The 26,131-nt window shown below is 62.1% G+C and carries 28 protein-coding genes; 13 read left to right on the top strand and 15 right to left on the bottom strand.

Annotated elements, in window-relative coordinates; translation table 11 throughout:
* Positions 1–266: 266 nt before the first annotated feature.
* Positions 267–698: a Ros/MucR family transcriptional regulator gene (locus tag AC25BC_RS05305; protein WP_003546634.1), complete on the top strand. Its 432-nt coding sequence runs from the start codon at positions 267–269 to the stop codon at positions 696–698.
* A gap of 275 nt (positions 699–973) precedes the next feature.
* On the opposite strand, the gene AC25BC_RS05310 is transcribed toward AC25BC_RS05305, so the two are convergent.
* Together AC25BC_RS05310 and AC25BC_RS05315 are read right to left on the bottom strand one after the other, a co-directional pair.
* Positions 974–1,396 carry a SufE family protein gene (locus tag AC25BC_RS05310; RefSeq protein ID WP_003557812.1) on the bottom strand — a complete coding sequence of 141 codons (423 nt, stop codon included), beginning with the start codon at positions 1,394–1,396 and terminating at the stop codon, positions 974–976.
* Positions 1,397–1,643: 247 nt separating this feature from the next.
* Positions 1,644–2,138 (bottom strand): DUF5330 domain-containing protein, encoded by a 495-nt coding sequence (locus tag AC25BC_RS05315; RefSeq protein ID WP_012756656.1) that lies wholly within the window; start codon positions 2,136–2,138, stop codon positions 1,644–1,646.
* A gap of 412 nt (positions 2,139–2,550) precedes the next feature.
* Here AC25BC_RS05315 and AC25BC_RS05320 point away from each other — a divergent pair, with 412 nt between their 5' ends.
* Both AC25BC_RS05320 and AC25BC_RS05325 read left to right on the top strand, forming a co-directional pair.
* On the top strand, positions 2,551–4,131 hold the full coding sequence (locus AC25BC_RS05320) for a sensor histidine kinase (protein ID WP_204338266.1): 1,581 nt from the start codon (positions 2,551–2,553) through the stop codon (positions 4,129–4,131).
* Complete coding sequence (locus tag AC25BC_RS05325) at positions 4,103–5,050, top strand: peptidoglycan-binding domain-containing protein (protein ID WP_128439224.1); 948 nt, start codon at positions 4,103–4,105, stop codon at positions 5,048–5,050. Before AC25BC_RS05320 ends, AC25BC_RS05325 begins: the two co-directional genes overlap by 29 nt.
* 103 nt (positions 5,051–5,153) lie before the next feature.
* Here AC25BC_RS05325 and AC25BC_RS05330 read toward each other — a convergent pair whose 3' ends face one another.
* Complete coding sequence (locus tag AC25BC_RS05330) at positions 5,154–6,191, bottom strand: AraC family transcriptional regulator (RefSeq protein WP_012756659.1); 1,038 nt, start codon at positions 6,189–6,191, stop codon at positions 5,154–5,156.
* 56 nt (positions 6,192–6,247) lie between these two features.
* Here AC25BC_RS05330 and AC25BC_RS05335 point away from each other — a divergent pair, with 56 nt between their 5' ends.
* The 3 genes from AC25BC_RS05335 to AC25BC_RS05345 all read left to right on the top strand — a co-directional run bounded on the left by AC25BC_RS05335 (position 6,248) and on the right by AC25BC_RS05345 (position 9,265).
* Entirely contained in the window at positions 6,248–7,222 is a 975-nt protein-coding gene (locus AC25BC_RS05335; RefSeq protein ID WP_128439223.1) for an oxidoreductase, read from the top strand.
* 135 nt (positions 7,223–7,357) lie between these two features.
* Positions 7,358–8,806, top strand: coding sequence for a methyl-accepting chemotaxis protein (locus AC25BC_RS05340; RefSeq protein WP_113547089.1), 1,449 nt, complete (start codon positions 7,358–7,360; stop codon positions 8,804–8,806).
* A gap of 111 nt (positions 8,807–8,917) precedes the next feature.
* Positions 8,918–9,265 (top strand): DUF1491 family protein, encoded by a 348-nt coding sequence (locus AC25BC_RS05345; RefSeq protein WP_113547090.1) that lies wholly within the window; start codon positions 8,918–8,920, stop codon positions 9,263–9,265.
* 115 nt (positions 9,266–9,380) lie between these two features.
* On the opposite strand, the gene AC25BC_RS05350 is transcribed toward AC25BC_RS05345, so the two are convergent.
* Positions 9,381–10,388, bottom strand: a complete 1,008-nt coding sequence (locus AC25BC_RS05350; RefSeq protein ID WP_128439222.1) for an SDR family oxidoreductase — start codon at positions 10,386–10,388, stop codon at positions 9,381–9,383.
* A gap of 185 nt (positions 10,389–10,573) precedes the next feature.
* Here AC25BC_RS05350 and AC25BC_RS05355 point away from each other — a divergent pair, with 185 nt between their 5' ends.
* Entirely contained in the window at positions 10,574–11,176 is a 603-nt protein-coding gene (locus AC25BC_RS05355) for a TetR/AcrR family transcriptional regulator (protein ID WP_128439221.1), read from the top strand.
* Positions 11,177–11,301: 125 nt separating this feature from the next.
* On the opposite strand, the gene AC25BC_RS05360 is transcribed toward AC25BC_RS05355, so the two are convergent.
* Together AC25BC_RS05360 and AC25BC_RS05365 are read right to left on the bottom strand one after the other, a co-directional pair.
* Positions 11,302–12,351, bottom strand: coding sequence for a DUF2336 domain-containing protein (locus tag AC25BC_RS05360; protein ID WP_128439220.1), 1,050 nt, complete (start codon positions 12,349–12,351; stop codon positions 11,302–11,304).
* A gap of 249 nt (positions 12,352–12,600) precedes the next feature.
* Entirely contained in the window at positions 12,601–12,807 is a 207-nt protein-coding gene (locus AC25BC_RS05365; RefSeq protein ID WP_113547109.1) for a hypothetical protein, read from the bottom strand.
* 540 nt (positions 12,808–13,347) lie between these two features.
* Between AC25BC_RS05365 and AC25BC_RS05370 the strand changes: the two genes are divergently transcribed.
* Complete coding sequence (locus AC25BC_RS05370; RefSeq protein WP_012756666.1) at positions 13,348–13,515, top strand: hypothetical protein; 168 nt, start codon at positions 13,348–13,350, stop codon at positions 13,513–13,515.
* A 13-nt stretch (positions 13,516–13,528) separates the two neighbouring features.
* Here AC25BC_RS05370 and AC25BC_RS05375 read toward each other — a convergent pair whose 3' ends face one another.
* The 3 genes from AC25BC_RS05375 to AC25BC_RS05385 all read right to left on the bottom strand — a co-directional run bounded on the left by AC25BC_RS05375 (position 13,529) and on the right by AC25BC_RS05385 (position 17,061).
* Positions 13,529–14,077, bottom strand: a complete 549-nt coding sequence (locus AC25BC_RS05375; RefSeq protein WP_012756667.1) for a DUF1254 domain-containing protein — start codon at positions 14,075–14,077, stop codon at positions 13,529–13,531.
* Positions 14,070–14,657 carry a DUF1214 domain-containing protein gene (locus AC25BC_RS05380; RefSeq protein ID WP_012756668.1) on the bottom strand — a complete coding sequence of 196 codons (588 nt, stop codon included), beginning with the start codon at positions 14,655–14,657 and terminating at the stop codon, positions 14,070–14,072. The genes AC25BC_RS05375 and AC25BC_RS05380 overlap by 8 nt, the downstream gene beginning before the upstream one ends.
* Positions 14,658–14,862: 205 nt before the next feature.
* On the bottom strand, positions 14,863–17,061 hold the full coding sequence (locus AC25BC_RS05385; protein WP_128439219.1) for a transglycosylase domain-containing protein: 2,199 nt from the start codon (positions 17,059–17,061) through the stop codon (positions 14,863–14,865).
* Positions 17,062–17,264: 203 nt separating this feature from the next.
* Here AC25BC_RS05385 and AC25BC_RS05390 point away from each other — a divergent pair, with 203 nt between their 5' ends.
* The 4 genes from AC25BC_RS05390 to AC25BC_RS05405 all read left to right on the top strand — a co-directional run bounded on the left by AC25BC_RS05390 (position 17,265) and on the right by AC25BC_RS05405 (position 19,927).
* Positions 17,265–17,741, top strand: a complete 477-nt coding sequence (locus AC25BC_RS05390; RefSeq protein WP_113547094.1) for a YcgN family cysteine cluster protein — start codon at positions 17,265–17,267, stop codon at positions 17,739–17,741.
* A gap of 200 nt (positions 17,742–17,941) precedes the next feature.
* Positions 17,942–18,925: a TerC family protein gene (locus AC25BC_RS05395; RefSeq protein ID WP_012756672.1), complete on the top strand. Its 984-nt coding sequence runs from the start codon at positions 17,942–17,944 to the stop codon at positions 18,923–18,925.
* Positions 18,926–18,969: 44 nt separating this feature from the next.
* Complete coding sequence (locus tag AC25BC_RS05400) at positions 18,970–19,272, top strand: hypothetical protein (RefSeq protein ID WP_012756673.1); 303 nt, start codon at positions 18,970–18,972, stop codon at positions 19,270–19,272.
* Positions 19,273–19,300: 28 nt separating this feature from the next.
* Entirely contained in the window at positions 19,301–19,927 is a 627-nt protein-coding gene (locus AC25BC_RS05405; protein ID WP_041935487.1) for an exopolysaccharide biosynthesis protein, read from the top strand.
* Here the strand turns inward: AC25BC_RS05405 and AC25BC_RS05410 are convergent.
* Positions 19,924–20,493: a TetR/AcrR family transcriptional regulator gene (locus AC25BC_RS05410; RefSeq protein ID WP_012756675.1), complete on the bottom strand. Its 570-nt coding sequence runs from the start codon at positions 20,491–20,493 to the stop codon at positions 19,924–19,926. The genes AC25BC_RS05405 and AC25BC_RS05410 overlap by 4 nt on opposite strands.
* Positions 20,494–20,663: 170 nt before the next feature.
* On the opposite strand from AC25BC_RS05410, the gene AC25BC_RS05415 reads away from it, so the two are divergent.
* A complete protein-coding gene (locus AC25BC_RS05415) occupies positions 20,664–21,578 on the top strand; it encodes an SDR family oxidoreductase (protein WP_017993424.1) in 915 nt (304 codons plus the stop codon).
* A 100-nt stretch (positions 21,579–21,678) separates the two neighbouring features.
* Here the strand turns inward: AC25BC_RS05415 and AC25BC_RS05420 are convergent, their stop codons facing one another.
* The 5 genes from AC25BC_RS05420 to AC25BC_RS05440 all read right to left on the bottom strand — a co-directional run bounded on the left by AC25BC_RS05420 (position 21,679) and on the right by AC25BC_RS05440 (position 26,047).
* Entirely contained in the window at positions 21,679–22,728 is a 1,050-nt protein-coding gene (locus tag AC25BC_RS05420) for a fatty acid desaturase (protein WP_128439270.1), read from the bottom strand.
* 297 nt (positions 22,729–23,025) lie between these two features.
* Positions 23,026–23,169 (bottom strand): hypothetical protein, encoded by a 144-nt coding sequence (locus AC25BC_RS05425; RefSeq protein WP_003546677.1) that lies wholly within the window; start codon positions 23,167–23,169, stop codon positions 23,026–23,028.
* Between the two features lie 468 nt (positions 23,170–23,637).
* Complete coding sequence (locus AC25BC_RS05430) at positions 23,638–23,973, bottom strand: hypothetical protein (RefSeq protein WP_128439218.1); 336 nt, start codon at positions 23,971–23,973, stop codon at positions 23,638–23,640.
* Between the two features lie 199 nt (positions 23,974–24,172).
* Positions 24,173–24,550 carry a hypothetical protein gene (locus AC25BC_RS05435; protein WP_017993428.1) on the bottom strand — a complete coding sequence of 126 codons (378 nt, stop codon included), beginning with the start codon at positions 24,548–24,550 and terminating at the stop codon, positions 24,173–24,175.
* Positions 24,551–24,646: 96 nt separating this feature from the next.
* Positions 24,647–26,047: an MFS transporter gene (locus tag AC25BC_RS05440; protein ID WP_012756681.1), complete on the bottom strand. Its 1,401-nt coding sequence runs from the start codon at positions 26,045–26,047 to the stop codon at positions 24,647–24,649.
* Between the last annotated feature and the right edge of the window lie 84 nt (positions 26,048–26,131).

Here is a 26,131-nt window from a genome sequence, read left to right on the forward strand (position 1 = left end):
TTCTGATTGTGAATTGCAATCGTACTGCTTCCAAGTCCCTCAGTTTTGATTTTTAATGTCTAAACTGGGGCCATCGCCTGGAGCATGACGTAGTGGTTTCCAGTCAGGCAGTATAAGAACAGGTCAGGCTCTTCGGAATCTAGGGGTGGATTTCGCGTTTTTCGAAACAGAAGGTCGCTTCCTGTGCTTTTGCTGTTCGCTTCTACGAGGCGGGTCTTTGGCGTGTCAGTCAAAGACCGTTTGAGCATGCTAACAGGAGAAAGAATATGACGGATATAGCGACCGGCAGTGCGCCGGAGCTGCTTGTGGAACTGACAGCCGACATCGTCGCAGCTTATGTCAGCAACCATGTTGTACCGGTCAGCGACCTGGCCAATCTGATTTCCGACGTGCATTCGGCACTGAGCAACACGTCCGTACCGCAGCCTGCTGCGGCGATCGTCGAAAAGCAGAAGCCTGCAGTTTCTGTCCGCAAGTCCGTACAGGACGAGCAGATCACGTGTTTGGAATGCGGCGGCAATTTCAAGTCCCTCAAGCGTCACCTGATGACGCATCACAGCCTCTCGCCGGAAGAATACCGCGAGAAGTGGGACCTGCCGACCGATTACCCGATGGTAGCGCCCGCTTATGCCGAAGCGCGTTCGCGCCTGGCAAAGGAAATGGGCCTCGGGCAGCGCCGCAAGCGCGGCCGCGGCTGAGCTTTTTCGAAAGCATCAACGACAAAAAGCCGGGTCTTGTGCCCGGCTTTTTTGTGCCTTCGCAAGGGGAAGAAATACATTTTCCGGTATTTGAAGCGTTGCGTCTGATTCGGCCGGACGCCACGACTGCGTAAGAGATCCCGTCTTATGCTTTGCCGACAGGCTTTGAATGTATTCCTATACTATGAGCAAGTGTTAATATACTCGATTGCAGAGCCGGCACTGACCCGCTTGCTCGCCTTATGGCTCTGAAAGCCGGCCAGCCACGATCGCGGTCAAGCCGCAGCGCGGACTCTTGCCTCTTCGCGGATCCTGTTCACCATCGAGCGCAGTCCGTTCGAACGCTGCGATGACAGGTTCTCCACCAGGCCGATCTTCGAGAATATCTCGAAGGCATCGAGCCCGGCGATCTCCGATGCCGTCTTGCCGGAATAGGTGGCAAGCACGATGGCGACGAGGCCGCGCACGATATGGGCGTCGGAATCACCCTCGAAGCTCATGACCGGATTGTCGGGATCGCCTGCCGTATGAGTCACCAGCCAGACCTGGCTGGCGCAACCCATCACCTTGTTCTCCGAGGTGCGCTTCTCCTCGGCCAAATCAGGCAGCGCCTTGCCGAGTTCGATGACATAGCGGTAGCGATCTTCCCAATCGTCCAGGAAAGCGAAGTCGTCGATGATCTGGTCGAGGGATGCCATGGAGAAGCCTTTCACTATTAAAGCAGTTCCAGCAAAAGTGCGCAGCGGTCTTGCGTCCGGAATGCGTCAGGAAATGCTCTAAGAGTGCATATAGGTGAAAGACCGGCAGATTTGAACCGTTAAAAAGAAACGCCGTGAGGGATGGGCATCCTCACGGCGCAGCAACATGCTGAATTAAACAGGGCAGGCACGTCAGGCATGGGGCATCTCCGCGTCATGCGGACCACCGATGCAAGCTGGTTGAGGGTCAGGTCGCCGGCTTCGGCGTCGGCAGCGGAATAGCGCCGGTCACCACCGTCTCAGAGGAGGCGTCATCTTCGACCGGCGGACGGTAAGGCATCGGCTGGTTGAGCGCTGCCTTGGCCTCGCGCACCTTTTCCTGGATGGCAGGCGTGGTGAGGGAAGGCATGTTGAGCGCCACTGGCACCTGCGGGTCGGCAAGCTTTGCGGTTGCCGGCGTCTCATCCTTGAACTGGCTGTCGAGAAGTTCATAGGCAACGCGGGCGCCTTCACGGGCCCGGTAGCCGAGTGCGGTGAGGGTCTCGGTACCCTTGGCGCAGACTTCGGGCTTCTCCGAGCACATGCCGGTCAAATAGTCGTAGGCGCCGCTTGCCGCCGTGAACGCGTCGGAAAGCTGCAATTGCGGGCCGCTGGCCAACTTGTCGGAACTCTCCGTGCTGAAGACGGAAAGAAGCACGAGCACAAGGCCAAACCAGAAGGATCCTTTGATCAGAAACCACATTGTCGTCGCCCATCCTGTTTCCCCGTCCGGTTCTTGTTGCCGAATCAGGCCGGTTGTCCGGTGTGTTTTCACCCTACCGCCAAGTTGCGAATGCCGCTTTTCGAAACTCACGCGCATTTGCGGCAAATTTAGTTCAAATTTTAGCGAACGGCATTTGAGCCGCATTTTAGTCGAATGCGAGCGATCGCCGTTAAGCATCAGGGCAGCACCTGCTTGCAATTGCAGGACTTTTGCCGGCTCGCCTTGCCACAGGAGTTAACGCAATGCTGAAATATGAGGAAAATCCGTCGCTTACCCCCTATTAACCACAAAAGGCAAAGAGCCTTCCAGATGCTTCAAAACGAGAATTTCAGCCGTTTCAGGCTGTGAACAGCGCTTTTGCCTTATCCTTTCTTTAAGTCGCCAAGGCCTATTGTCCGGATCGATCGACAGCCTTTCGGGCGGGTATTGCGTGCGTGTATTGAGTAACATTGGCGGCTGGATGACGGCCCTCGTAGACCGGGCAGCGACAAGCTGGCTCTCCCGGACGGGCGGCGGTGAAGCCGTGCGCCAACGCGAGCTCGCGATCCTGCGCCGCCTCGTGCTGCTCTCGTCGGCCGCTCTCGTTGCCGCTCCCATCGGCCTTTCGGCAGTCACCAGTCCTGCCGTCGCGCTGCCGGCAGGTGTCGCCATGGTCTGCGCCGCCTTTCTTTTTTCCGCCGTCGGCAGCATCGCGCTCGCCCGTCAGGGCTCGGCAGCCGGTATCGCCACGCAGTCGGCCGAGGATTTCTTCCTTGCCGCCACCCCGGGCCTCGTCTTTTTCCTCGACCCGCACGGCAGTGTGGCGACCATCGGCGGTCGCGACCGGCGCGACTTCCTCGGCTGGATGCGTGATCCCAAGGGCAGGGGCTTCCTCGAGCAGGTGCATGTCTCCGACCGCATCCTTTTCCTGCAGGCGCTCGATGGCCTGCGCCGGGGCGAGGATGCTCAGAGCGTCGATCTGCGCCTCGACCGGCCCTCGGTCTCGCGCGACCAGCGCCAGTTTGCATATCTGAGAATGGACATGACGGCCCGGCGCGATGCCGACGGCGAACTTGCCGCCATCATTGCCCAGCTGCGCGATGTCTCCGTCGAGCAGCAACTGCGTGACGAAGCCCAGAACCGTGCGGCGGACGCCGAATCCGCAAACGACGCCAAGTCGCGCTTCCTCGCCGCCGTCAGCCATGAGCTGCGCACGCCGCTGAACGCCATTCTCGGTTTTTCCGATATCCTGATCGGCGAATATTTCGGCAAGTTCGAAAACGACCGTCAGCGCGAATATGTCGGCCTGGTCCGCGAATCCGGCGCGCATCTGCTGTCCGTCGTCAACACCATGCTCGACATGAGCAAGATCGAAGCCGGCCGCTACGAGCTGATCCTCGAAGCCTTCGATATATCAAGCTCCGTCAAATCCTGCGAGTCGATGCTGGCATTGCAAGCCAAGACCAAGGGCCTCACCCTAACCAGCCGTATCCAGCGCGACCTCGGCGAGGTCGTCGCCGATCAGCGCGCCATCCAGCAGATCCTCATCAATCTCGTCGGCAATGCCATAAAGTTCACCGAGGCCGGCGGCGTCGTCTCGGTCGATGCGGCAGCCCGAGACGGCATCCTCAAACTGACGGTCAGCGATACCGGTATCGGCATCCCGGCCGACAAGCTGGCATTGCTAGGCCAGCCCTTCGTCCAGATCCAGAACGACTATACCCGCCGCTTCGAAGGCTCCGGCCTCGGTCTCTCCCTGGTCAAGGGGCTGGTGGCGCTGCATGGCGGGTATTTCGCCATCGCCAGCCAGCCGGGCGAGGGCACGATCATCACTATCGAGATCGCAGCGGACGGCTCGGGCGCCCAACACGCCGAAGACGCCGGTCATGGCGCGACTGTCGAGTTTCCGCCGCGGCTGAAGGGCGCGGTCAATAGCGGTGTAGAATTGAAAGAGGGGCGTTTCGATGGCCGCGCGCAAGCGAAAATCGCCTAAGGGAAAAAGAGGACGGCAGCAGCCGGGCCTTCTGATGTCAGGCGCTGCCGCCCTCGGCGGTCTCGGCCTGCAGGGCGCCTCCGTGCTCGGCGGGGTCGGCCTGCAGGGCGCATCCGTGCTCGGCGGCGTCATCGGCCGCAATCCGTCGGTCGCCGGCGGCGCGATCACCTTCGCCGTCATCTTCTCCTTCGTCGCCGCCAATGCGCTCTGGTATCAGCCGGGCCTGCATCCGCATCCGATCTTCCGCACCCGCGATCCGCAGTCTCCGACCGTGCTCGGCGCCCGCCGCCCGGCCGAGGAGGGCGACGTCACCACCTTCCGGATCGAACGGCCGCAGGATACTGCCACCACCAACGCGACACCGGCGCCTGCCGCACCCGGCCAGCAGCCAAGCCAGCTCGTCATGGACATCCAGCAGCAGCTGGTGCGCCGCGGTCTCTATAGCGGCATACCCGACGGCATTATCGGCCCGCGCACCAGCGCGGCCATTCTCTTCTTCGAGGAGACCGTCGGCATGACCCAAACCGGCGATCCGACGCCGGAGGTGCTAGTGGCGCTGAAGACCGATGCCGCTGGCCCTTCGACCGTGCCCGCCGAAAAGCCGCCCGAGGATGTGAGCTCGAAGGCGGCGGCGGAAGACCCGGTGGCAGCCGCGATCCGCAGCGCCGAAAAGACCGTCAAAACGGCTCCATCAGCGGCAAAGCAGGTTCCATCAAGCGAAATCACCAATGTTGACCTGGTGTTGAAGATCCAGAAGGGTCTTTCCAACATGGCCTATGCCAATGTCGGCGTCGACGGTGTCGCCGGTGAGCAGACCCGCGCGGCCATCCGCCATTTTCAGAAGCACTACAACCTGCCCGAAGACGGCGAGCCGAACCAGGCGGTGCTGAAGAAACTCAAGGAAATCGGCGCGATATAGAGCAATTCCAGCAAAAGTGCGCAGCGGTTTTGCGTCCGGAATTGCGCAACCAAAATGTTAGAGCATTTTCGCGACTTGGAGCAAAACGGAAATGCTCTAACCACTAGGATGCCGCCTTCAACAGCCGGTAATGTGTCGTCATCGCCTGGCCCTCGACATCCACCACCTCTTCGATCGGCCCGGCCTCGCGGGCCATCGCCACGCGATAGCGCCTGGGCGCCATACCCGTCATCCGCTTGAAAGCGTTGCTGAAGGCGCTTTCGGATGTGTAGCCGAGCGAAAGCGCCAGCGCCGAAACCGGCATGCTGCCCTCCCGCAGCTCGCGTTCGGCAAGGCGCATGCGCCAGCCGGTGAGATAGGTGAGCGGCGCCACCCCCGCCACGGTCTTGAACCGCAGGGCAAAGCTCGTGCGCGACATGCCGGCCGCCTTTGCCAGTTCGCCAAGCTGCCAGGACCGGCCGGGATCGCCATGCATCAGCCGCAGCGCCGGCGCAATGCGATCGTCGCCGAAGGCGCGGAGCCACCCGACCGTCAGTGGCGCCGAGCTCATGATGTGCGCCCTCAGCACCTGCACGAACATCAACTGCGCAAGCTGGGTCGAGGCGAGCAGGGCGCCTGGCCGCTTTGCCGCCATCTCCCGGACCAACTGGTCGAGTAGCCAGCGCAGCACGCCGGCTTCGGCAAGGGCGGCACGCACATGAATGATCGGCGGCAGTACGTCGGACAGCAGCTCCATGCCCTGCGGTCCGAGCGCGATGTGGCCGCCGAGATAATGGAAATCCTCGCCAACGCCGTGGCGTGCCAGGCCGTCGACCTTCTCCTTGAAGGCGCCGACCGCGTCAGTGGGCGTAACGGCAAGGTCGCTCGCCAGGACGAACGAATGCCGGCCGTTCAGAAGCGCAACGTCGCCTGCTTCGAGCAGAATGGGTTCACTGCCATTGTCGAGGCAAAGCCAGCAGCGCCCTTTGGCGACCGCGCTGATCTTGATTCGGTTCGGCCGGGGGAAGCGCAGCGCCCAGGCGCCGCCGGCGATCAGCCCACCCGACACAAGGCAGCGCGCATCGAGTAGATTGAGCATTTCGGAGAGTGGGTCACTGATCATTTTTGAACGATGAAGCAGGAAATTCGGATTTGCAAGCATTCAGAATCCCATTTCCCGGGCGTACATAAGGCCATCACACACAGCGGAGGCATGTCATGTCCACTCCACAGGCTCCCATCGGTTCCGGCTTCGGTGCGGCCTCGACCGCCGCCGACGTCATTGCCGGACACGATCTTTCAGGCAAAGTCGCGATCGTCACCGGCGGTTATTCGGGTCTTGGTCTCGAGACGGCTCGTGTGCTCGCCGAAGCTGGCGCCAGGGTTGTCGTCCCCGCCCGCAATCTCGAAAAAGCCAAGGCAGCCGTGGAAAGCATTCCCGGCCTTGTGCTGGAAAAGCTCGACCTGATGGACCCCGGCTCGATCGACGACTTCGCCGACCGCTTCCTCGAAAGCGGCGAGCCCCTGCATCTGCTCATCAACAATGCTGCCGTCATGGCGAACCCGCTGACGCGTGACGCCCGCGGTTACGAATCGCAGTTCTCCACCAATCATCTCGGCCATTTTCAGCTTACGGCTCACCTCTGGCCGGCACTGGTGAAGGCCGAGGGCGCGCGCGTCGTCGCCGTCTCCTCGCGCGGTCACGTCTTCTCCGGCGTCGATTTCGATGATCCGAATTTCGAGAACCGCGAATACGCGCCCTATCTCGCTTACGGCCAGTCGAAGACGGCAAATGCTCTCTTTGCGATCTCACTGGACGCTTTGGGTGCGAAGCACGGTGTCAGAGCCTTCTCGCTGCATCCCGGCGGTATAGTCACCACCGATCTGGTCCGCCACCAGTCGAGCGACTTCCTCAAGACGAGCGGCTATGTCGACGAGGATGGCAAGCCGGTCATCGATCCGCAAAACAACAAGAAGACGATTCAGCAGGGGGCGGCGACCACCGTCTGGTGCGCCGTCAGCGAGAAGCTAGACGGGCTCGGCGGCGTCTATTGCGAGAACTGCGATATCGCCACTGCCGTCCCCGGCGATTCGACCGAGATGCTCGGCGTCCGTCCTTGGGCAACCGATCCGGAGCTCGCCGAACGCCTCTGGCAGTTGAGCGAGCGGCTGACGGGCTTCATCGCCAGCTGATGGGGCGCCGCACGGCCGGCCCACAGTCACGGAGTTCGATTTCCCTACAACCTAAGTCTAAGGTGCTGCCACTGTTTGCAACTTGTTAACCATGTTGCCTGAAGCTTTTCTGATTGGGGCGGGGGAGCGTCGGTCATGCATGCGCTGAAGGCGATAGACGATCTGGCCGCAGAACCTGTGGTCGAAGCGGTGGGGCCAGATCCCGAGGCGCTGCGCCACATCCTGCTGCGTCTTGCCGAAGAAGCCTCCACCCTTGGCATCGACCTCGTCGATATCGCCGGCGCCATCCAGGACATGGCGGGAATGTCGGCCCGGCATGCCTCGGCCTTCGATCATGTCACCCGCACCGCGCTGTCGATTGCCGAGACCAACCGCTCGGTCGCCGTGTCGCTGCGCGAGACCGACCGCACGGCGGCCGAGGCCCGCCACATGCTGAAAGAATCGGCCGACCGCCTGACCGGCTCCGTCGCCGAGATCGGCCATATGGTCCAGTCCTCCAACGAGATCGGCACTGAGATTGCCGGCTTCTCCAAGTCGCTTGCCGATGTCGACAATATTGCCGAGGAGATCAGCATCATCGCCCGCCAGACCAACCTGCTGGCGCTGAATGCCGCGATCGAGGCGGCGCGCGCCGGCGATGCGGGCAAGGGTTTTGCGGTCGTCGCCACCGAGGTCCGAGCCCTTTCGCTGCAGACCTCGAAGGCGACTGGTTCCATCCAGCAGACGCTGGACGAACTGCGTGTCAAGATCGACCGGCTGTCGGCCGTCGGCAGCGATGCGCGCGACAGTGCGGCCGGCGTGCGTGACAAGTCGGAGGCGATGCGCGGCGCCTTCGAAAGCATGGAACATGTGATCACCCGCATCCTCGACAGTTCGACTGTCATGGCCAACACCACCGAGGCGGTCGACCAGCAATGCGCCGGCTTCGTCGAGAAACTCGGCGAGATGTCAGCCGAGGTCGCCGGCTCGAATGTCAGGCTACAGCAGGCGGCAAAGCGCGTCGACAGCGTCGTCGGCCTCTCGGAAACCCTGATCCAGCTGACGGCGAGCGCCGGCGTCAAGACTGCCGACAGCCGTTGGATCGAGGAAGCGCAGTCGGTGGCAAGACAGATTTCCGGCGCCTTCGAACGTGCCGTCGCTGAAGGGCAGATCGGGCTCGATGCTCTCTTCGACCGACGCTATCGGCCGATAGCGGGCTCCGATCCGGCACAGGTGATGGCAGCCTTCACCGAACTCACCGACCGCCTGCTGCCGCCGATCCAGGAACCCGTCACAACCTTGGACGAGCGCATCGCCTTCTGCGCGGCGATCGACGAGAACGGCTATCTGCCGACTCACAACCGGAAGTTCTCGCAAGCCCAGCGGCCCGGCGACACCGTCTGGAACACCGCCAATTGCCGCAACCGCCGCATCTTCGCCGATCGCGTCGGCCTTGCCGCCGGCCGCAGCACCGCGCCCTTCCTCGTCCAGACCTACAGGCGCGACATGGGCGGCGGCAATTTCGTGATGATGAAGGATATCTCCGCTCCGATCACCGTCCGTGGACGGCATTGGGGAGGCGTGCGTCTGGCAGTCAAGGTCTGACCCCCAGGGGTCAAACTCTGACTCCCCAGGGGTCAAACTCTGACTCCCCAGGGGTCAAACTCTGACCGACCCCGCATTGCCGCCACCGGCGCGCCGGTCTATACCGCGCCGATGAGATTACGCGCCGACATCTTCGTTTCCGCCCTCTTGCGCCGCGTCTTTGCCAGCGGCGATTTCGCCGCCGTCGAGAAGAAGGGCGCGGAGGAGGCGGGTGCGATCTTCATCCGCCAGCACTTCCGCGACGGCCTGGAAACGCTCTACGCGCCGGCGCCGCAGACCGCCTTCGACGAAGGCCAGGCCGGCGACCGCCTGTTCGAGATCCGCCTGTCGCGCGGCGAACCGGAAGCGGTGCGCACGATGCTGGAGCGCGAACGCAAATTCGATCCCGATCTCTGGATCGTCGAGCTGGAGGCGGATGAACTGGGGGATATGATCCCACTTATCAGGGACAGCGGATGACGGCCGGAGGCAGCCGTCAGGTCAGCGCCATTTCAACAGCCGCTCGCTGAGATCCCAGAGCCTGTCCGCGTCGCGCAGCAGATGTTGGTCGCGGCGACCCTGTTGAATGGAGCGGTCATGCCTTCAGAAGGCTTTCGGCGCAGTCGACGACGGTCACGGCACCGGGTCGGGGCGTAAAGCCGAGCAATCGCTGCGCCTTCTCTGAGGTGAGCCGGAACTTGCGTCCGATCAGCGGCGCCAGGCTTTTCAGCTTCGGCAGGAAGGGCAGCAGGAGCCTCACTAATATGGTCGGCAGGCGCCGTGTCGGCGTCTTGAGCCCGCTCGAACCGAGGCCCACCCGCAGCGCCCTGGCAATATCTTCCATCCACATGAATTCGCCGGCGGCGATGAAGCGTTCGCCGGCTGCCCCCGGCGAGATCATCGCCTTTATGTGCAGTTCCGCCAGATCGCGCACGTCGACCACCCAGAAGCCAAGCCGCGGCATCGCGCGCGGGCGGCCCTGCAGCAAGTCCTGGATGATCCCGGCGGAGCCGGGCGTCTCCTTGAAAAGGACCGGGCCGAAGACGGCGCCCGGCAGCACCGTCGTCAGCCGGCTGGTTTTTCCGCGCCCTTCCATGAAATCCCAGGCCGCGCGTTCTGCGAGGATCTTCGACACGCGATAGGCATCGAACTGCGGATCGTCGGGATTGGCCCAGATCGTCTCGTCGCTGATCCGGTCGGTGCTGAGCGGCGGGCGGGCGGCGGCCGCAGCCGACGTCATGACGACGCGTTTCACATCTGCCGCAATGGCCGCTCGCAACACGCGCAGAGTTCCGGCGCGGGCGGGTTCGAGGAATGCATGCTTGTCGCCGGGCTCTCCGCCGCCGAGCGGTGATGCGACATGGAGGACATAATCGCAGCCTTGCATCGCTATCTCCCAGCCTGCGTCGGCAAGCAGATCGGCGACGACGAATGAGAGGTTGTCGGTGTTCCCGGCTACTACGGCGATAGCCGAGCGAAGACCTGCTTCCCGGGAAAGGTCGCGTATCGTCGTGCGCACGAGATAACCGCGCTTCAGCAGTTCGACGATGCACCAGCCGGCCACGAATCCGGAGCCGCCGGTTACAAGCACTGTCTCAGCCATGCCGTCTCCTCGTTCAACACATCAAGGTATCGTGCGCCGGGATCTGCGTTCTTGCCGTCGCGACAGTCTCGTTCGTGCTGTGCTGCACAGGCCTTCGGCCCGTCGTTGCCATCAATTGTTTACACTCGTATACTTCAGGGAGAAGCAAGAGTCTACAGATGTAGACAATGGATGGAACAAGAGGAATGACACGCACCACCAACGCGCGTCCGCGTAATGCGGCGGCGACACGCGAGGCGATCCTGGCCTCCGCGAGACGCGCATTCGCGCAATCGGGTTATGACGGCGCCGGCGTACGCGACATCGCAGCTGGCGCCGGCGTCACCGCCATGCTCGTCAATCGCTATTTCGGCTCGAAGGAGAAGCTGTTTGCCGAGGTGATTGCCGCGACGATGGCGGCCCCGATTATCCTGACGGCGGAAAACCTTGCCTCCGCAAAACTTGGCGAGGCCATCGCCGCCTCGCTTGTCGACATCACCAAGGCGGGCGATACTCCGCTGGAGGGCTTTCTCATCATGCTGCATTCGGCATCGAGCAAGCGCGCCGCCGAGATCGGCCGTGAACAGATCGAGGCTGGCCATCAAAAGGTGATGACGGGTGCGCTCAGCGGCGATCTGGCGCCGCAGCGCGCCGCTCTCATTCTATCTATTGTCGCAGGTTTCCAGGTGATGCGGCAGATGATAGGCCTCTCGGCACTTGCGGATGCGGAACCCGAAGCGCTGGTGAAGCTGCTTGCACCGGTCTTCCAGTTGCTCATCGAGGCGGAGGGAGCAGACAGGCCGCTCTAAAGCATGTCGAGTAAAACTGCGCAGCGATTTTGCGATAACGACACGCGTAAAAACAAAGACCTAAAGCGCGAGGAGCGAATCTGAACGATCACGACGTGCATTAGGCGGATCGGGCTATTTTGCCTTCAACGAGACCGCCGTCCCATGACGCGCATGTCGCGCTGCGGCGGCGCCTGGCGGATGAAGCGATAGTCGGGCGTTGCCGCCGGCGCGGGCAAGGCGGGCGCTTCCGGCTTATAAGTGTAGCGATCGGCGCGCCGCCAGGCTTCGACGCGTTCGTGGCATTCTTCCGGGTCGAGCGCATCGAGCACCATCCAGCCGCGCGTGACGTTATGCTGCTGTTCGGCAAGGTGCGGATAGAGCCTTTCGAGCACGAAGACGGCGTCGAGAAAGCCCATGCCGAGGCTGGTCAGCGTCGTGGCGAGCTGCTGGCCGGAAAGATCGAGCATGATGCGCTCGGCAAGCCAGCGGCTGGCGGAAAGCGCATCGGCAAGCGCGGTTGCGAAATGCGTCGCCTCACGCGAACGGGCGAAGCGCACCAGCAGCGCCTCTTGAATGTCGGTGAGCGTGCGCAGACCGAGCCTGTCCTCGTCGGCACGGCCGAGATGGCCGGCAAGCCCGAGGATGCGCTCGCGCAACGCCTCTTCATTGGCAATCCGCTGTTCCGCCAGCGCATCTGCCTCGTTGGTCTCAGTCGGCGCTGGTGAAAGCGGGACCGCCGGCGATTCCATCACTGGCGCCGATGCGCTCGCGGACCGCGGCTGGCTCTGGCGCAGCGCCACCAGCGCATCGATGACCTTCGGCGAGAGTGAATCGCGGCTGACGATCGCCTTGACATGTGCTGCACCCTGCATGCGCGCGATGGTGATCAGCGTGTCGTCGGCGACTGCCTTTGAGGCGGCAAGAAAAGGCGCCGCGATCTCGATCGGCTGGTTGCCGATGAACAGCGCTACAGCGGCCGGCATGTTCTGGCATTGGGACAGCGCCGCGACCGCCTGGCGCTTGGCCTCGTCGGAGGAAGCCTGGAACAGCGGCATGAAAAGTTCGGCGAATTGGCGCAGTTCGGACCTTGTCGGATGAGACAGGTTCTCGAAACTGCTGACAGTCGCCATCAACACCACGTCCTTTTTCCTGACGGCCAAGGGGCCTTCTAGGTCTCGAAACCGGTCACGCACAAAAAACACCCCGAAAACGCAGAACAAGGGGACCAAGGGCCGATATGCGCTGGCGGAACGCATGTCAGGCCATACGGTTATGAACAAATCCTACACCGGTACGGTTAATGCATGCTGAAGATTTTATTAAAATGCTACAGAAATATACACGCGAAAAGTGTCGCGACATGGTTGGCCGGCAATATAAAAATGCGCGGTTTGAAAGGAGTATTGCAACGATGCCTATCGCTGCCGTGATGGTGGAAAAACTCAGGCGGCCCTTTGATCGCGTAGCGCGTGCAGCAGCTTTTCGCGGCTGTCGTAACCTGCCTGATAAAGGTCGAGTGCTGCGGATGCCGCGAATTGCGCGTCGACGCTTTTGATGTCGATGCGCCGTTCTGTGCACCAGGCATCAAGCGCACTGCGCAGCACGTCGAGATCGTCAGGCGAGAAAGATGAATTTACCAGCAAAGACACCGCTTGCCCTCCGCATTCCGGCAAGAACGTGGAAAATCCCGATCGATCGGAGCCCGGAAACGTGTGATCGACATGAGCGAACATACGCGCATCCGCGCGCCTCGCAATTAAATATTTTCGTGATGTATTTTTGCAACATCGCGCTTTTCCCGGCCGGCCGATTGCAGCGCCGATGTCAACTATATGAATTGTTTCTAAATTTATCCGTTGAACTCCAGCCGGCAGTTTGCGCAGGCGGGGTGAAACCAAATCAACTCTTCGAGCGTTAAAGGGGAAGTAACGTGAACTGTGTTTGGCATCGGCCGAATATTAGTAAACTGTTAACTGTCATCTGTCTCAATTCGGATAGGAACGACGCGATTTGAGTATTTGGATCGTTGAAACTCCGCATCACGGTATTTCAATCAGGTGCCGTGGGAAAGGCGCGAATGCCCTCGGTCCGGTCATCCCGGTACTGCAGGACGCGCCGGCCCGCACATTGGCGGGCAGGGTGAAATCCATCGCAAGTTCATCCGTCTCGGGCAGTGCATGGAGACGAGAATGGCAATAGTAGTCGCATTGGCGGATCGGCAGCCGCGGGCGCCGCGTCGTCCGGACAAAGAGCCCCGCGAAGCCAAGATTCTTTGGTTCACCGGCGTCCGCTACGAGCGGTTGGCCGAGAGCCCGAAACATCGTCCGGCGCCCGCGCCACGCGTCAACAAGAAGTAACCGCTCTTCAACCTCAGCGAGCGGCGAATTGCTCGCAGCCGGCTTCCGTCAGGAAGTTGCGCGCAGCCTCATCGAAGCTCGCCTGCGGCGCCAGCGTCCGCAGCACGGCATAGCCGTCAGGCCGGGCCATTTCCACCAGGATCGCCTGTTGCAGCTCCTGCGGCAAGTTCTTGCGCAGGTCTGTCAGCTGGATCGGACTGCCGGCCAGCACATCGAGCGCGCCGCCGACCGATGTCCTGTCGTTCATGCTGAAGACCTCGTTGGAGGCGCTGTCGTAGATCGCGATCGACCAGAAGGGCACATTGCCCTTGGCAGTGAAATGCACCGGCGCATCCTCGACGTCGAAGGAGCAGACGGCGGTGCGCAGGAAGGGGTCGCCATTGGCAAGGCCGGCTTCGTCATACTGGTTGCCAAGCAGGTAGAAATTGTTGAGGTCGCCCTCTGCCTCCACGCGGGTCGCCGCATCCCTGCCGGTGAAATGCGGCAGCGACAGGATGATCACGAGATGCAGCAGGGCTGCGCCGAAAAGACCGGTCAGGACCGCGAAGAATATCCTAAGCATTGCCGCATCCGGTCTTGGTGAGCTTCGGCATGGCGAGGTCGATCACGCCGGAACTGCCGGCGGTCGGGGTGTCGAACAGCGTCAGCACCAGCCGGAAGGTGCCGGCCTGTGGCAAGGCCAGCCAGTTGCCCGGCTGTGCGACGGCTGAGATCTCGATCGAGAAGCCGCTATCTTGCTGGCGCAGCACCGTCCAGGAATTCAGCGCTGAGGGATGCCCGGTCGTCACCGCCGCCGGATTGCCGCCATTGTCGGCGGTAAAGAGGGTCCAGAGCCGGGCAGGTGGCGTCTGCCCGCTGATGCGGTAGCGGCAGCCGGCATTCAGCCGCGCGCCCTCGTCGTCGACGCTCGCCGTAAACGTCAGGCCCTCGGCGCTGCCATAGAGCAGCTTGCCGGCGCGTGCCCGGTGCGACTTGGCATAAGGATCGGCCTCGACCGTCTGCAGCGCTGGAAAGGCCTCCCAGGCGCCGAGCTTGATCGCCCCGAAACCCTGTGTCGCGTCCAGCGCGTAAAGCGAAATCATGATCCCGCCGCCAAAGGCGACGATCAGCGTGATCGCGATAAAGAGGGGGAATCGAAACACGTCAAGACCTTGGAAACCATATCGGATGAAAGGGTTACCACTGATTCTGGCAGGGTGGAATGCCGCGCCGTGACATGGGAGCCGATTGATCCACGGTTATGTCCATGCGGCAAAGCCGTCATGCCAAGTGCAGCAACGGCAATCCGTGCCGATATATCGAGGCGGGCGGAGGCTGATTTCGGGATCGTGCGCCAGGCGGAGCCTGCTACTCCGCGCTCGCCACCTTCGCTGGCGCGAGCGGGGCGGCATCCTTCAGCTTTTCGCCGAGCTTCTTGAGGATGCCAGTCGATTGAACCGAGAGCATGCGCGGCCGGATGAGCTGCGGCAATCCGTCCTGCGGCTTGGCGGCGGCGGTCTTGGCGAGGTCCTTTTCCGAGGGCAGGGGATTTTCGACGCCGGGGATGGCCCGCAGCGTCACACCCTGGTGGGCGTAGTCCATGGCGCGCTTGAAGGTCATCGCCGGCAGCGAGCCGCCGGTCATCTCGTTGGTCGAGGTGTAGTCGTCATTGCCGAACCAGACGGCGCAGGTGTAATTGCCGGTGAAGCCGACGAACCAGGCGTCGCGATAGGCCTGGGTCGTGCCGGTCTTGCCGGCCGTCAGGATGCCGTTGTCGAGGGCTGCCTTGCGCGCCGTGCCGACATAGGGAACACGCGACAACATCTGGTTCATATAGGCGTCGGCCTGTTCGGAGAGCACGCGTTTCGGCGCCGGCTCGTCACGGTCGAAATCGTAGAGCACGTCGCCGTCGTAATCGAGGATCTGGGTGATGCCGTGGCGGCGCGACTGGTAGCCGCCGGCCGGGAAGGTGGCATAGGCCGTCGCCTGGTCGAGGACCGTCACCTCGGAGGTGCCGATCGGGATGGTGACGTCGTCGCGGATGGGCGTTTCGACGCCGAGGTTCTTCGCCATCGCCCGGATCGGCTGAATACCGAGTTTTTCCTTGGCGAGCCGCACCGGCACGGTGTTGATCGACTGGGCGATCGCGGTCTCGAGTGTGATGCGGCCGGCATAGCGGTTTGCGTAATTGTGCGGGCTCCAGTTGCCCCAGTAGATCGGCGCATCGACGATCGTCGTCTGCGGCGTCATGCCGCTCTCCATCGCCACAGCATAAGTGTAGACCTTGAAGGACGAGCCCGGCTGGCGCAGCGCCCTGCTGGCGCGGTTGAACTGGCTCTCCCCGTAATCCCGGCCGCCGACCATGGCGCGCACGGCGCCACCGTTTTCGATCATCACCATCGCGCCCTGCTTGGCGTGATAGGCCTCGCCATATTCGCGCAGCGACGTCTCGACCGAATCCTCCGCCGCCTGCTGGATGCCCATGTCGATCGTCGTGCGCACGATCAGCGAATGCTGGTGGAAGCGCGACGAAAGCCGCTGGACCTCGTCGAAAGCCCAATCGAGGAAGAAATCGGGCGATTCCACCTCGTTGCGGTCGACGACGGTGGCCGGATTGCGCCTGGCGGCGATCACCTGGCCCTCGGTCATCAACCCGCTCTGCACCAGATTGGTCAGCACTTCGTTGGCGCGGGCACGCGCCGCCGGCAGGTTGACATGCGGCGCGTATTTCGCCGGCGCCTTGAACAGGCCGGCAAGCATGGCGGATTCGGCAAGGTTCACATCGGTGATGTTCTTGCCGAAATAGAACTGCGCCGCCGCCGCCGCGCCAAAAGTACCGCCGCCCATATAGGCGCGGTCGAGATAGGTGGAGAGGATTTCCTTCTTGGAAAGGTTCGCCTCGAGCCACAGTGCCAGGAACGCCTCGGTGACCTTGCGGTCGATCGAGCGTTCGTTCGACAGGAACAGGTTCTTGGCGAGCTGCTGCGTCAGTGTCGAGCCGCCTTGGACGACTTCGCCCGCGCGCGCATTCTCGCTCATGGCGCGGAAGAGGCCGATGAAATCGATGCCGAAATGGTCGAAGAAGCGCCGGTCCTCGGTGGCGATCACCGATTTGATCAGCGAATCCGGCAGCTCGTCGATCGGTACGGAATTCTGGTGGATGACGCCGCGATGGCCGATGACGTTGCCGTAGCGGTCAGTGAAGGTGACGGCGAAATCGCCGCGGTTGCGCCAGTCTTCCTTGGTTGCCTCGAAGGCGGGCTGGGCAAGCAGCAGCATCAGCACCGAGCCGGCCGCCCCGAGCGTCAGCCCTTCGCCGGCGAGTTCGAAGACCATGCGCTTCCAGCCGCGCACGCGGAAGCGGCGGAAGAAAATGGTAATGTCTTCCCAGATCTCGGCAGCGCGGAAGCCGGCGTTCCAGACGGTCGAATCGATCCAGGAATCGATGCGCAGTAGAATGTGACGGCTCTTCGCCGGCCGCTTTTCCGCTGCCTCGCTCGCCGCTTTTCCGGGCCTTTTTTCTGGCCCGTTTTCTGGCCCATTTCCTGGGTTGTCCGGATCCTGCACGTCCTGTATTCCCGCCTGATCTCGCTTCGGTCATATCAGACAAAAGCGCGAGGCCCGCATATGGCCGCAAATCTCTCCGATACCAGGAGAGAATTCTCCGAGTACCAGGAGTATACTGAAGGATTGATTGATTTTGCGGCCGATAACAAGAGAGATGCATAAGGGTCACGCGAATTTGCGGGTCGCTGTTGCATGAAACGACGATGAACGATGTGCCCTTCTGGAAGAGCAAGACGCTTGCCGAGATGACCGTCGCCGAGTGGGAAAGCCTCTGCGACGGCTGCGGCCTCTGTTGCCTCAACAAGATCGAGGAATGGGATAGCGGCGATATCTATTTCACCTCGGTCAGCTGCAAGCTGCTAGACGGCGAAAGCTGTCGCTGCTCCAGCTATGAGAACCGCTGGGATTTCGTGCCGGACTGCGTGCAGCTGACCAAGGAGAACGTGCCCGATATCGCCTGGCTGCCGCCCACCTGCGGCTACCGGCTGGTCAATGAAGGCCGCGACCTCTACTGGTGGCACCCGCTCGTCTCCGGCGACCCGGAGACCGTCCATGCGGCCGGCATTTCCGCGCGAGGCCGCGCGATCAACGAAAATGAGATCGATCTCGATGATCTCGAGGATTATGTCGTCGACTGGCCGCTGACCGTGGGCGAGGAGAAGGACGACGAGGACGCCTGAGACCGCTGGCGAAGGCTTTCTCTCGCACGGCTTGCCTCCGGCGCGATGCGTAAAATTGGCACTGGCCGCTGCTTGATTATTGAAAAGTGAGACCCTACTTGCGGTGCAACCCGCTGGTCCGGGCCCCTCTGGCGAGAGCTTCGGCACTCTTGCGATGTCGGACCTCTTCTCCGACAACCAGTGCCGACAGGGGACTATCCTTGAATCTCTCATTTTTGTTCGTCGAGTGGCTGGGAACGCCGCTCTGGATGTGGTCGAGCTTTTTCGCCCTCGTCATCGCCATTCTGTCGTTCGACCTCGGTATTCTTCATAAGCAGAACAAGGAGATCGGCGTCGGCGAAAGCGTCAGGCTTTCCGCTCTCTATATCGCGCTCGGCCTTACCTTCGGTGGTTTTGTATGGTGGTACCTCGGCTCCGAGGCCGGTCTTGCCTATATGACGGGCTTCGTCGTCGAAAAGACGCTGGCCCTCGACAACGTCTTCGTCATCGCTCTGATCTTCTCGTTCTTTGCCGTGCCGCGCATCTACCAGCACCGGGTGCTCTTCTGGGGCATTCTCGGCGTCATCGTGCTGCGCGCCATCATGATCGGCGTCGGCGCGACGCTGGTCGCCGAATTCGCCTGGCTTCTCTATATCTTCGCCGCGTTCCTGATCGTCACCGGCATCAAGATGCTGGTCATCAAGGAGGCAGAGCCTGATGTCTCGAAGAACATCCTCGTGCGCTTCATGCGCAGCCGCTTCAACGTCACCGAGGAACATCACGGCGAACGGTTCTTCGTCAGAAAGGCAAATCCCAGGACGGGGAGGATGACTTGGTTCATCACGCCGCTCTTCATGGCGCTGGTGATGGTCGAGGTGGCCGACGTTATCTTCGCCGTGGATTCGGTCCCCGCGATCTTCGCAATCACCACCGATCCGTTCATCGTCTACACCTCGAACATCTTCGCGATCCTCGGCCTTCGCGCCCTTTACTTCGCGCTTGCTGCGATGATTCATCGCTTCCGTTACCTCAAGCCGGCGCTTGCCATCGTGCTGATCTTCATCGGCTCGAAGATCTTCCTCGCCGACCTGCTGGGCCTTGAAAAATTCCCGGCCGCGCTCTCGCTCAGCATCACCTTCGCGATCATCGCAGCCGGCGTGGTCTGGAGCCTCCTCAAGACGCGGGATCCGCAGCAGCCCGCCTGAGCGGGCTCTGCACAGGGAATACGTCAACAAAGAAGGAAACAGATATGATTTCGAATTTCATCGGTTGGATTTTTGCCCTGCTCGTCGTCGATCCGTTGCAGGCTGAGATCCAGCAACAGGCTGAGCGCGCCCGGCTTCCCGTGGAGATCGTCCGCCAGTCCCAGGCCTGCCTGACATCCCAGGGGCCGAAGCTCATAGAGCGCGCCGCCGGCGACTACGGCTGGGCGGCGGCCACAGTCGTCAGCATAGCGATCGGTCATACCGCGCCGGCCGAACTTCTCGACGGCAGCGACCCGCAATGCGCAGCCCTGGTCGGCGCCCTGAAGGGAGCCGGCGCGGGTGCGTGACGGCGACCAGCTGAAAATGGACTGCGTAATGTCTGATCAAGCCGGAAATAGACGGCCGCCGCGCGGTGTGGCCACCGCGCGGCTCCGGGAGATGCTGGAACTCGCCCGGGCGAAGGGCGGCCTCTCCATCGGCGAGGCTCTGGAGGCGATGGGCTCGACCAGCATCGCCTTCACCATCCTGTTCCTGGCAATCCCGGCACTGACCCCGATTCCCGGGCCATTCGGAATGGTTTTCGGTACCGCGCTGGCGCTGGTCTCCCTCCAGATCGTTGCGGGCGGCCGGAAGGTCTGGCTGCCCGCCATCGTCAGGGATCGCCGGGTTTCATCGGCGGCGCTCGATCTCGTCGTGGGTCACGCGGTCCCGGTGATCGCCCGGGTGGAGAAGGTCGTGCGCGCCGGCCGGCTGCAGGCCCTCACCGGCCCGACGGTGCAGGCGCTGCTCGGCATTCCTGTCTTCCTGCTCGCCGTGGTGATCGCGCTGCCGATCCCCTTCGGCAATATTCTGCCGGTGTTCTCGCTGGTGGTGCTCGCCGTCGCCCTGATGGAGCGGGATGGTCTCGTCACCCTGATCGGACTGCTGCTCACATTGGCGACCATCGTCGCGACTGCCGCCTTGCTATATTTTATCAAGGCGATGATCTTCACGGCCTCTTAACCTGAATGGACAGGTACCGCGGCGAGGAAATGCCGCAACTCCGTCTGGACATAGGCAGCCACCGGCCCTTCGGCGCCAAAACCCCACCAGATGAGCGAACCCTGCCATTGCGACAGCATCAGCCGGGCGATCGTCTCCGGCGCCTTCGCCGAGCCGAAACATCGCGCGATTGCCGCCGTCAGTGCCGCTCCCCAGGCCGCACCCCGGGCACGCAGCACCGGATCGCGAAAATCCTCGCGAAGCACCAGCAGTCCCTCGCCATAGGCGGCGGCATTATCGCCGTAATCCTGCGACAGGCCGACGAGCAGCGCGACGGCGCCTTCTTGCGTTTTCGGCACGACCTCGGCAAGCCGCGCCGTTTCCGCATCAAGCCTGTCCCAGGCATAAAGCAGCGCGGCGCGCAGCATCGCCGCTTTCGTGGCGAAGCGCTGTACCAGCGTCGAGCCGGAAAGACCGCTCGTTTTCGCCACCGCCGCAAAGGTCGCCGCCTCCGGCCCCTCGGCATGGATCAGCGCCAGCACCATGGCGAGAAGCTGTTCGTCGGACAGTGTGCGGCGACGCGGCATGAAATTCCTCTTGCATTCACATTATATATAAACGATCATTCGTTTATAAACAAGGAGCGCCGGCCAATTCCTGGCGCTTCCATTACGGCATAAGGCGTTCTACAGCGCCGCGCCTCTTTAGAGGCGCAAAGGACGCTGTAACACTTTGCATTGGCGTGGAGGATGGAGAAGTGACAGCAAACTTGCGGGAGAAAGTTGCCTTGGTGGCGGGTGCCACGCGCGGCGCCGGCCGCGGCATCGCGGTGGAGCTCGGCGCCGCCGGCGCCACCGTCTACGTGACTGGGCGCACGACGCGCGCCAAGCAATCCGAATATGCCAGGCCGGAGACGATCGAAGAGACGGCCGAACTGGTAACCGCCGCAGGCGGTAAGGGTATCGCCGTGCAGGTGGACCATCTCATCAAACAACAGGTCGAGGCGCTGGTCGCCCGCATCCGCAGCGAAGCCGGTCGGCTGGATATTCTCGTCAACGACATCTGGGGCTGCGAGAAGCTATTCGAATGGGACAAGGCCGTCTGGGAGCATTCGCTGGACAAGGGCCTGCGCATGCTGCAGCTCGGCATCGAGACGCATCTGATTACCGCCCACTACGCCTTGCCGCTGATGATCGAGCGGCCCGGCGGGCTGCTGGTGGAGATGACCGACGGCACAGCCGAATACAATGCCACCCATTACCGGCTGTCGCCCTTTTACGACCTCGTCAAAACGGGCGTCACCCGCATGGCCTGGGCGCATGCGCAAGATTTGGCGAAACACGGCGCCACCGCCGTTTCGATCACGCCCGGCTGGCTGCGCTCCGAAATGATGCTGGATGCTTATGGTGTTCGCGAGGAGAACTGGCGCGAGGCGACGAAAGTGCAGCCGCATTTCGCCATTTCCGAAACGCCGCATTTCGTCGGCCGCGCCGTTGCGGCCATCGCCGCCGATCCCGACCGCGCCCGCTGGAACGGCCAGTCGCTGTCGAGCGGCGGAGTGGCCAAGACCTACGGCTTCGACGATATCGACGGTTCGCGGCCGGATTGCTGGCGCTACATGGTGGAAGTGCAGGAGCCGGGCAGACCGGCTGACGTGACGGGTTATCGCTAAACAATTCCAGGGAAACGGCTTTCCCTGGAATTGGATGCAGGCAAAAGGTTAGAGCGGCTCTGCGCTTCCGTGAAAGCTAAACCGCTCTAACGCCCCGTTATCATGCTGCGGCAAGCCGCGCCGCCTCGCGAAACGAGACCAGTCGCTTCGTCTGTTCGTCCCACAGCACCAGCTTGACGCAACGCAGGCTTTCCATGAGCGTGATGCGGCCCAGATCGGCAAGCTCAGGATGATCTCGCAGCACCTCCGGCAGCCGGTAGTAAGGCACCCGGCTCGACAGATGATGCACGTGGTGGATGCCGATATTGCCGGTGATCCACCGTAGCACTGGCGGCAGGTCGTAATGCGAGGCACCGTGGAGGGCCGCATGCTGGAACTGCCAGTCCGGCTCCTTCGACCAATGTGTTTCCTCGAATTGATGCTGGACGTAGAACAACCAGACGCCGGCAGCGCCTGCCAGAAGCACGGTCGGAAGATGCACCAGTAAAAAGGGGACGATCCCGACCGCCCAGATCAGCAGCGCGGCGACCACTGCGATGGCAAGATTGGTTGCCATGGTCGAGACCCAGGGCAGGGCGCCGGAGCGCATCATGCCGAAAGGCAGGCGCTGCTTGAAGAGGAACAGCCATGCCGGTCCGATCCCGAACATCACGATCGGGTGCCGGTAGAGCCGGTAGCCGAGCCGGCCCCAGCGCGACAGCGCGTTATATTCGGCGATCGTCAGCGTTTCGATGTCGCCAACGCCGCGTTCGTCAAGGTTTCCGGCCGAGGCGTGGTGCTCCGCATGCGCCCGGCGCCAATAGTCGTAGGGCGTCAGCGTCAGGATGCCGATCGTGCGTCCAACCCAGTCGTCGACGCGGCGACGGGCGAAAAACGAGCCGTGGCCGCAATCATGCTGGATCATGAACAGCCGGAGCAGGAAGGCGGCGGCGGGAAGGACGAGGATCAGGCCGGGCCAGAAGCTGTAGTGAACCGCTGCCCAGGCGGCAGCCCAGAACAGCGCGAAGGGGACTACGGTGACGGCAAGCTCGAAAGCGCTGCGTCCGGCTCGTGGCTGGCGATATCCGGCAAGGATCTTCAACCAGCGCTTTTCAGCGAAAAGCTCGGCATTCCCCCGGGATCGCTCCGGGTTTTCGTCGGGCTCGCCCAAAGGGGCCACTTGGATTTCCTCGCACTCGCTGCGGCGCGCAGATTCGATCACAGAGTGACGCCGTGAAAGGCCGCGACGGCCGAAAGGCCGAGTGCAATCACTACGGCCGAGCGGATGAGGAAGAGCGGATAGTCGAAGTGGTACATTGTAAGAAGTGTGGTCATGATTGCAGCAATTCCTGTTTTTCTGTAGACATGTCAATAGGTGATGATGTCACGCCGGCGCGTCCGCCAGGACGCGTTATCACTTGCGCTGTTAGGCGCAGCGAGGGCGAGAGCGGCGGCTCGATAAGAGGTTCTATTTCTTTGGAGCACTGCCCTGCGGGGCGGTTTTGGTCGCCGTCTTCATCTGATTGGCGAATGTGCTTTCCACCTTCGCTGCCTGCTTGTCCTTCTTCGGCTTCCGGACCTCGCGATTGCTTCTTACCTGTCCTTTTGCCATCGATAAAATCTCCCTTTAGATCGAAATTGAAAGCCGCAGCCTGCGTGGTATTAGCCCCGTTTGTCGGTCGCGATCGGAGATCGCGGGATCGTCATGAGGGGCAACCCGACAACACCGGGCCGCAGGGATGGAATGAAAATGATGCCTGCTGAAACCGCATCGCTGTCTGGAGGCGGATGACCGGAGAGGTCACCGAAAGCCAAACCCGACGTTGAGACGGGACGTCACCATGCTTTCGCGATCGGGAAAATGGCGGGGCCGGAAACCCGGTCACCGCTAATGCCGCATCGGCCAAATCAGCGAGCCTTTCTTATAGACTAAAATTGAGGTGCCATTAAGGCCGCCGCCGCAGGAAAGCCATATTTCCACAGGGCATAAAGCGCGCCGCGCAAAACTGCGCAGCGATTTTGCGATAGCGACGTGCGTAAAACAGGACCTGAAGCGCGAGCAGCGAATCTTGCGACCGCCTTAGTCATTCACGGAAAACAGGCGGATCAACTTCGTTCTTTCCATCTCCGCTCGGCCTGATGTCGACATGATGCCGCGGTCCAAACAGAGTTCTATGTCCCGTCCGATATGGAGCGGTACCAGCATGCCGCCGGCCTTGAGCAGGCGGTCTGTCATCGACAGAAGCATATCCACTTTCGCCTGGCAGCCATCGACTTCCAGGAGCGCCACCCGGCGCTCCCTGTCGATGTCGGCAAGATCTCTAGCCTGTTGCCGTTGTTGGTAAGCCCCGAATTGCACCCATCCGAAATAACCGGCCGCTGCGACGCAGATACAAAGCAAGAGGGTTTTTCGCACAATATTCCTTCGGAGCCGGGCGGCTCGCTTGCCGCTAAAGCATGTCGCGCAAAAGTGTGAAGCGGTTTTGCGCTAACGGCATGCGTAAAACAAAGACCTAAAGCGCGAGGAGTGAATCTGAAAGATCGCGACGCGCTTTAGAACATTCAGTGAGAGCATGAGGTCGTCCGAAAACCGCTCACACTTTTCGCGTTATGCTCTAGCCAGCAGCGCGTCTTTCGCGGGGCAATCCCTGTATCGCATATCGGTTAAAGACGGGGGTTACCGGTTTCGGCGGCGTCTTCAGCTTGCCGAAATGGTGTTCGAGCGCTTGTGAGAGCATGGCCGGCGAGGTGACGCCCTCTTCGAACAGCCTGATCAACAGTATGGCCGCGACGTTGAAGACACGTTCGTTGCCGATCAGGATTTTGGCGTCGTAGCCGGCGTCGTCGAGCACGCCTTGCAGCATGTCGAGATCGGACGAAGTCAGATGCGACTTTTCGAAAGTGGAAGACATCGGTCCTCCTTTCATCGGGGCAAGGGTATAAAAACCCTCAGTCGGCAGCGCCCGTACACTGGCTGCCGAAGTTGCGACCATGCGCCTTTCACCCAGGCAACGCAACGGGATTCTTGCTGCAGATATCGCTCCGGTTCATGAGCAGCCCGCACCGGTCAGGGTGCGGGCCGATGACGGTTATTCCGCCGCCTGATAGCTGGGTCTCCGGGCGGCCGATGTCCGCGGACCGGCAGCGGCAAGCAGGGTAATCGCCACCGCAAGCAGCGCCACGAAGGCGATGCCGGCGACATAGGGGTTCCAGCCGAAATGCGGTGCGGCGCCGAAGACTGCCGAGGCGGCCGCAAGCACGATGCCGCCGCCGATCTGGAATGAGGCAAAGAGCAGTCCGGAGGCGAGTCCCGCCTTGTCATCCTCCACATCGGAAAGGGCCGCAACCTGCACCGAGGGGTAGGTCAGGGCGTAACCGAGGCCGAGCGGGATCTGCGAGAACAGCACGAGCAGGATCGGATCGACATGTCCAAGTGCGGTCACCCAGAAGATGTAGCTGAACGCCTGCAGACCGACCCCCACTGCCATCAGCCCGGTGGCGCCGCGATTTTGCGCAAGCGTCGCAAAGCGGGGCGCCAAGAACATCACGAAGACACCGCCAAGCGCAAAACAGAAGCCGGTGGTGAAGGCCGACCAGCCGAGGACGTTCTGATAATAGAGCGTCGCCAGGAACTGGAAGCCGACATAGGCGCCCTGGAAGAGGGCGGCAATCGCATTGGCATGCCGGAGCTTGGCCCGCCGGAACATGCCGAGCGGCACCATTGGATCGGCATGGCGCGCTTCGACCACGAGGAAGAGCAGGATCAGCGCCAGCGACGCGACGAGCGAACCCCAGGTCGCAAAAGCCTGCCAGCCGGCGGCAGCAGCATTGGTGATGCCGAAGACGAAGAGCAGCAGCCCAGGGGTGATCGTCAGCGCGCCGGCCCAGTCGAAGGCCGGCCGCGGTCCCGTCCTTTTCGGGTCGGCGGGCAGCACCAGTGGCGCAACAAAAAGCGTCAGGATGGCGACGGGCGCGCCCATGACCAATGTCGCCCGCCAGCTGATAATCGTCGCAGCACCACCGAGCACCATGCCGAGCACGAAGCCGGCGGCGCCGGTGGAGGAGAAGACCCCGAGCGCCTTTGCCCGTGCCGTTCCCTCGCCGAAGACGGAGAGCAGCAGCGCAAGCGCCGCGGGCGCGGTGAAGGCGGCGGCAATGCCCTTGACCAATCGGGCGGCGATCAGCGTCGGGCCGCTGTTGACGAAGCCGCCGGCGATGCTGGCGGCGGCAAAGATCGCCAGCGACCAGAGAAAGACGCGGCGATGGCCGAAGACATCGGCGACCCGGCCGCCGAGCAGCAGGAAGCCGCCATAGCCGAGCACATAGGCGCTGACGGCCCATTGCAACGAGGTCGCCTCCATGCCGAGTTCGGCCTGGATGGCGGGGAGCGCAACGCCGATGGTGGAGACGTCCATGGCGTCGAGGAAATTGGCGGCGCAGAGCAGCAGCAATGCCAGCCCCGCTCCGCTTCGCGATTTGGAAAGAGTCATCGAAATCGTTCCTTCTTTGCTGCCGCCTCATCGGGGGAGGTTGCCGGGCGGCAGGGAACGAGAAAATGTACAGCTTCCATTCCT

The sequence above is a fragment of the Rhizobium sp. WSM409 genome (genome assembly GCF_057653825.1).

Excerpts from the sequence above, each read along its gene's own strand:
- AC25BC_RS05305 (WP_003546634.1), top strand. The coding sequence starts at position 267 with ATGACGGATATAGCGACCGGCAGTGCGCCGGAGCTGCTTGTGGAACTG.
- AC25BC_RS05310 (WP_003557812.1), bottom strand. The coding sequence starts at position 1,396 with ATGGCATCCCTCGACCAGATCATCGACGACTTCGCTTTCCTGGACGAT.
- AC25BC_RS05315 (WP_012756656.1), bottom strand. The coding sequence starts at position 2,138 with ATGTGGTTTCTGATCAAAGGATCCTTCTGGTTTGGCCTTGTGCTCGTG.
- AC25BC_RS05325 (WP_128439224.1), top strand. The coding sequence starts at position 4,103 with ATGGCCGCGCGCAAGCGAAAATCGCCTAAGGGAAAAAGAGGACGGCAG.
- AC25BC_RS05330 (WP_012756659.1), bottom strand. The coding sequence starts at position 6,191 with ATGCTTGCAAATCCGAATTTCCTGCTTCATCGTTCAAAAATGATCAGT.
- AC25BC_RS05335 (WP_128439223.1), top strand. The coding sequence starts at position 6,248 with ATGTCCACTCCACAGGCTCCCATCGGTTCCGGCTTCGGTGCGGCCTCG.
- AC25BC_RS05340 (WP_113547089.1), top strand. The coding sequence starts at position 7,358 with ATGCATGCGCTGAAGGCGATAGACGATCTGGCCGCAGAACCTGTGGTC.
- AC25BC_RS05345 (WP_113547090.1), top strand. The coding sequence starts at position 8,918 with ATGAGATTACGCGCCGACATCTTCGTTTCCGCCCTCTTGCGCCGCGTC.
- AC25BC_RS05350 (WP_128439222.1), bottom strand. The coding sequence starts at position 10,388 with ATGGCTGAGACAGTGCTTGTAACCGGCGGCTCCGGATTCGTGGCCGGC.
- AC25BC_RS05355 (WP_128439221.1), top strand. The coding sequence starts at position 10,574 with ATGACACGCACCACCAACGCGCGTCCGCGTAATGCGGCGGCGACACGC.
- AC25BC_RS05370 (WP_012756666.1), top strand. The coding sequence starts at position 13,348 with ATGGCAATAGTAGTCGCATTGGCGGATCGGCAGCCGCGGGCGCCGCGT.
- AC25BC_RS05375 (WP_012756667.1), bottom strand. The coding sequence starts at position 14,077 with ATGCTTAGGATATTCTTCGCGGTCCTGACCGGTCTTTTCGGCGCAGCC.
- AC25BC_RS05390 (WP_113547094.1), top strand. The coding sequence starts at position 17,265 with ATGAACGATGTGCCCTTCTGGAAGAGCAAGACGCTTGCCGAGATGACC.
- AC25BC_RS05400 (WP_012756673.1), top strand. The coding sequence starts at position 18,970 with ATGATTTCGAATTTCATCGGTTGGATTTTTGCCCTGCTCGTCGTCGAT.
- AC25BC_RS05405 (WP_041935487.1), top strand. The coding sequence starts at position 19,301 with ATGTCTGATCAAGCCGGAAATAGACGGCCGCCGCGCGGTGTGGCCACC.
- AC25BC_RS05410 (WP_012756675.1), bottom strand. The coding sequence starts at position 20,493 with ATGCCGCGTCGCCGCACACTGTCCGACGAACAGCTTCTCGCCATGGTG.
- AC25BC_RS05425 (WP_003546677.1), bottom strand. The coding sequence starts at position 23,169 with ATGGCAAAAGGACAGGTAAGAAGCAATCGCGAGGTCCGGAAGCCGAAG.
- AC25BC_RS05435 (WP_017993428.1), bottom strand. The coding sequence starts at position 24,550 with ATGGTCGCAACTTCGGCAGCCAGTGTACGGGCGCTGCCGACTGAGGGT.
- AC25BC_RS05440 (WP_012756681.1), bottom strand. The coding sequence starts at position 26,047 with ATGACTCTTTCCAAATCGCGAAGCGGAGCGGGGCTGGCATTGCTGCTG.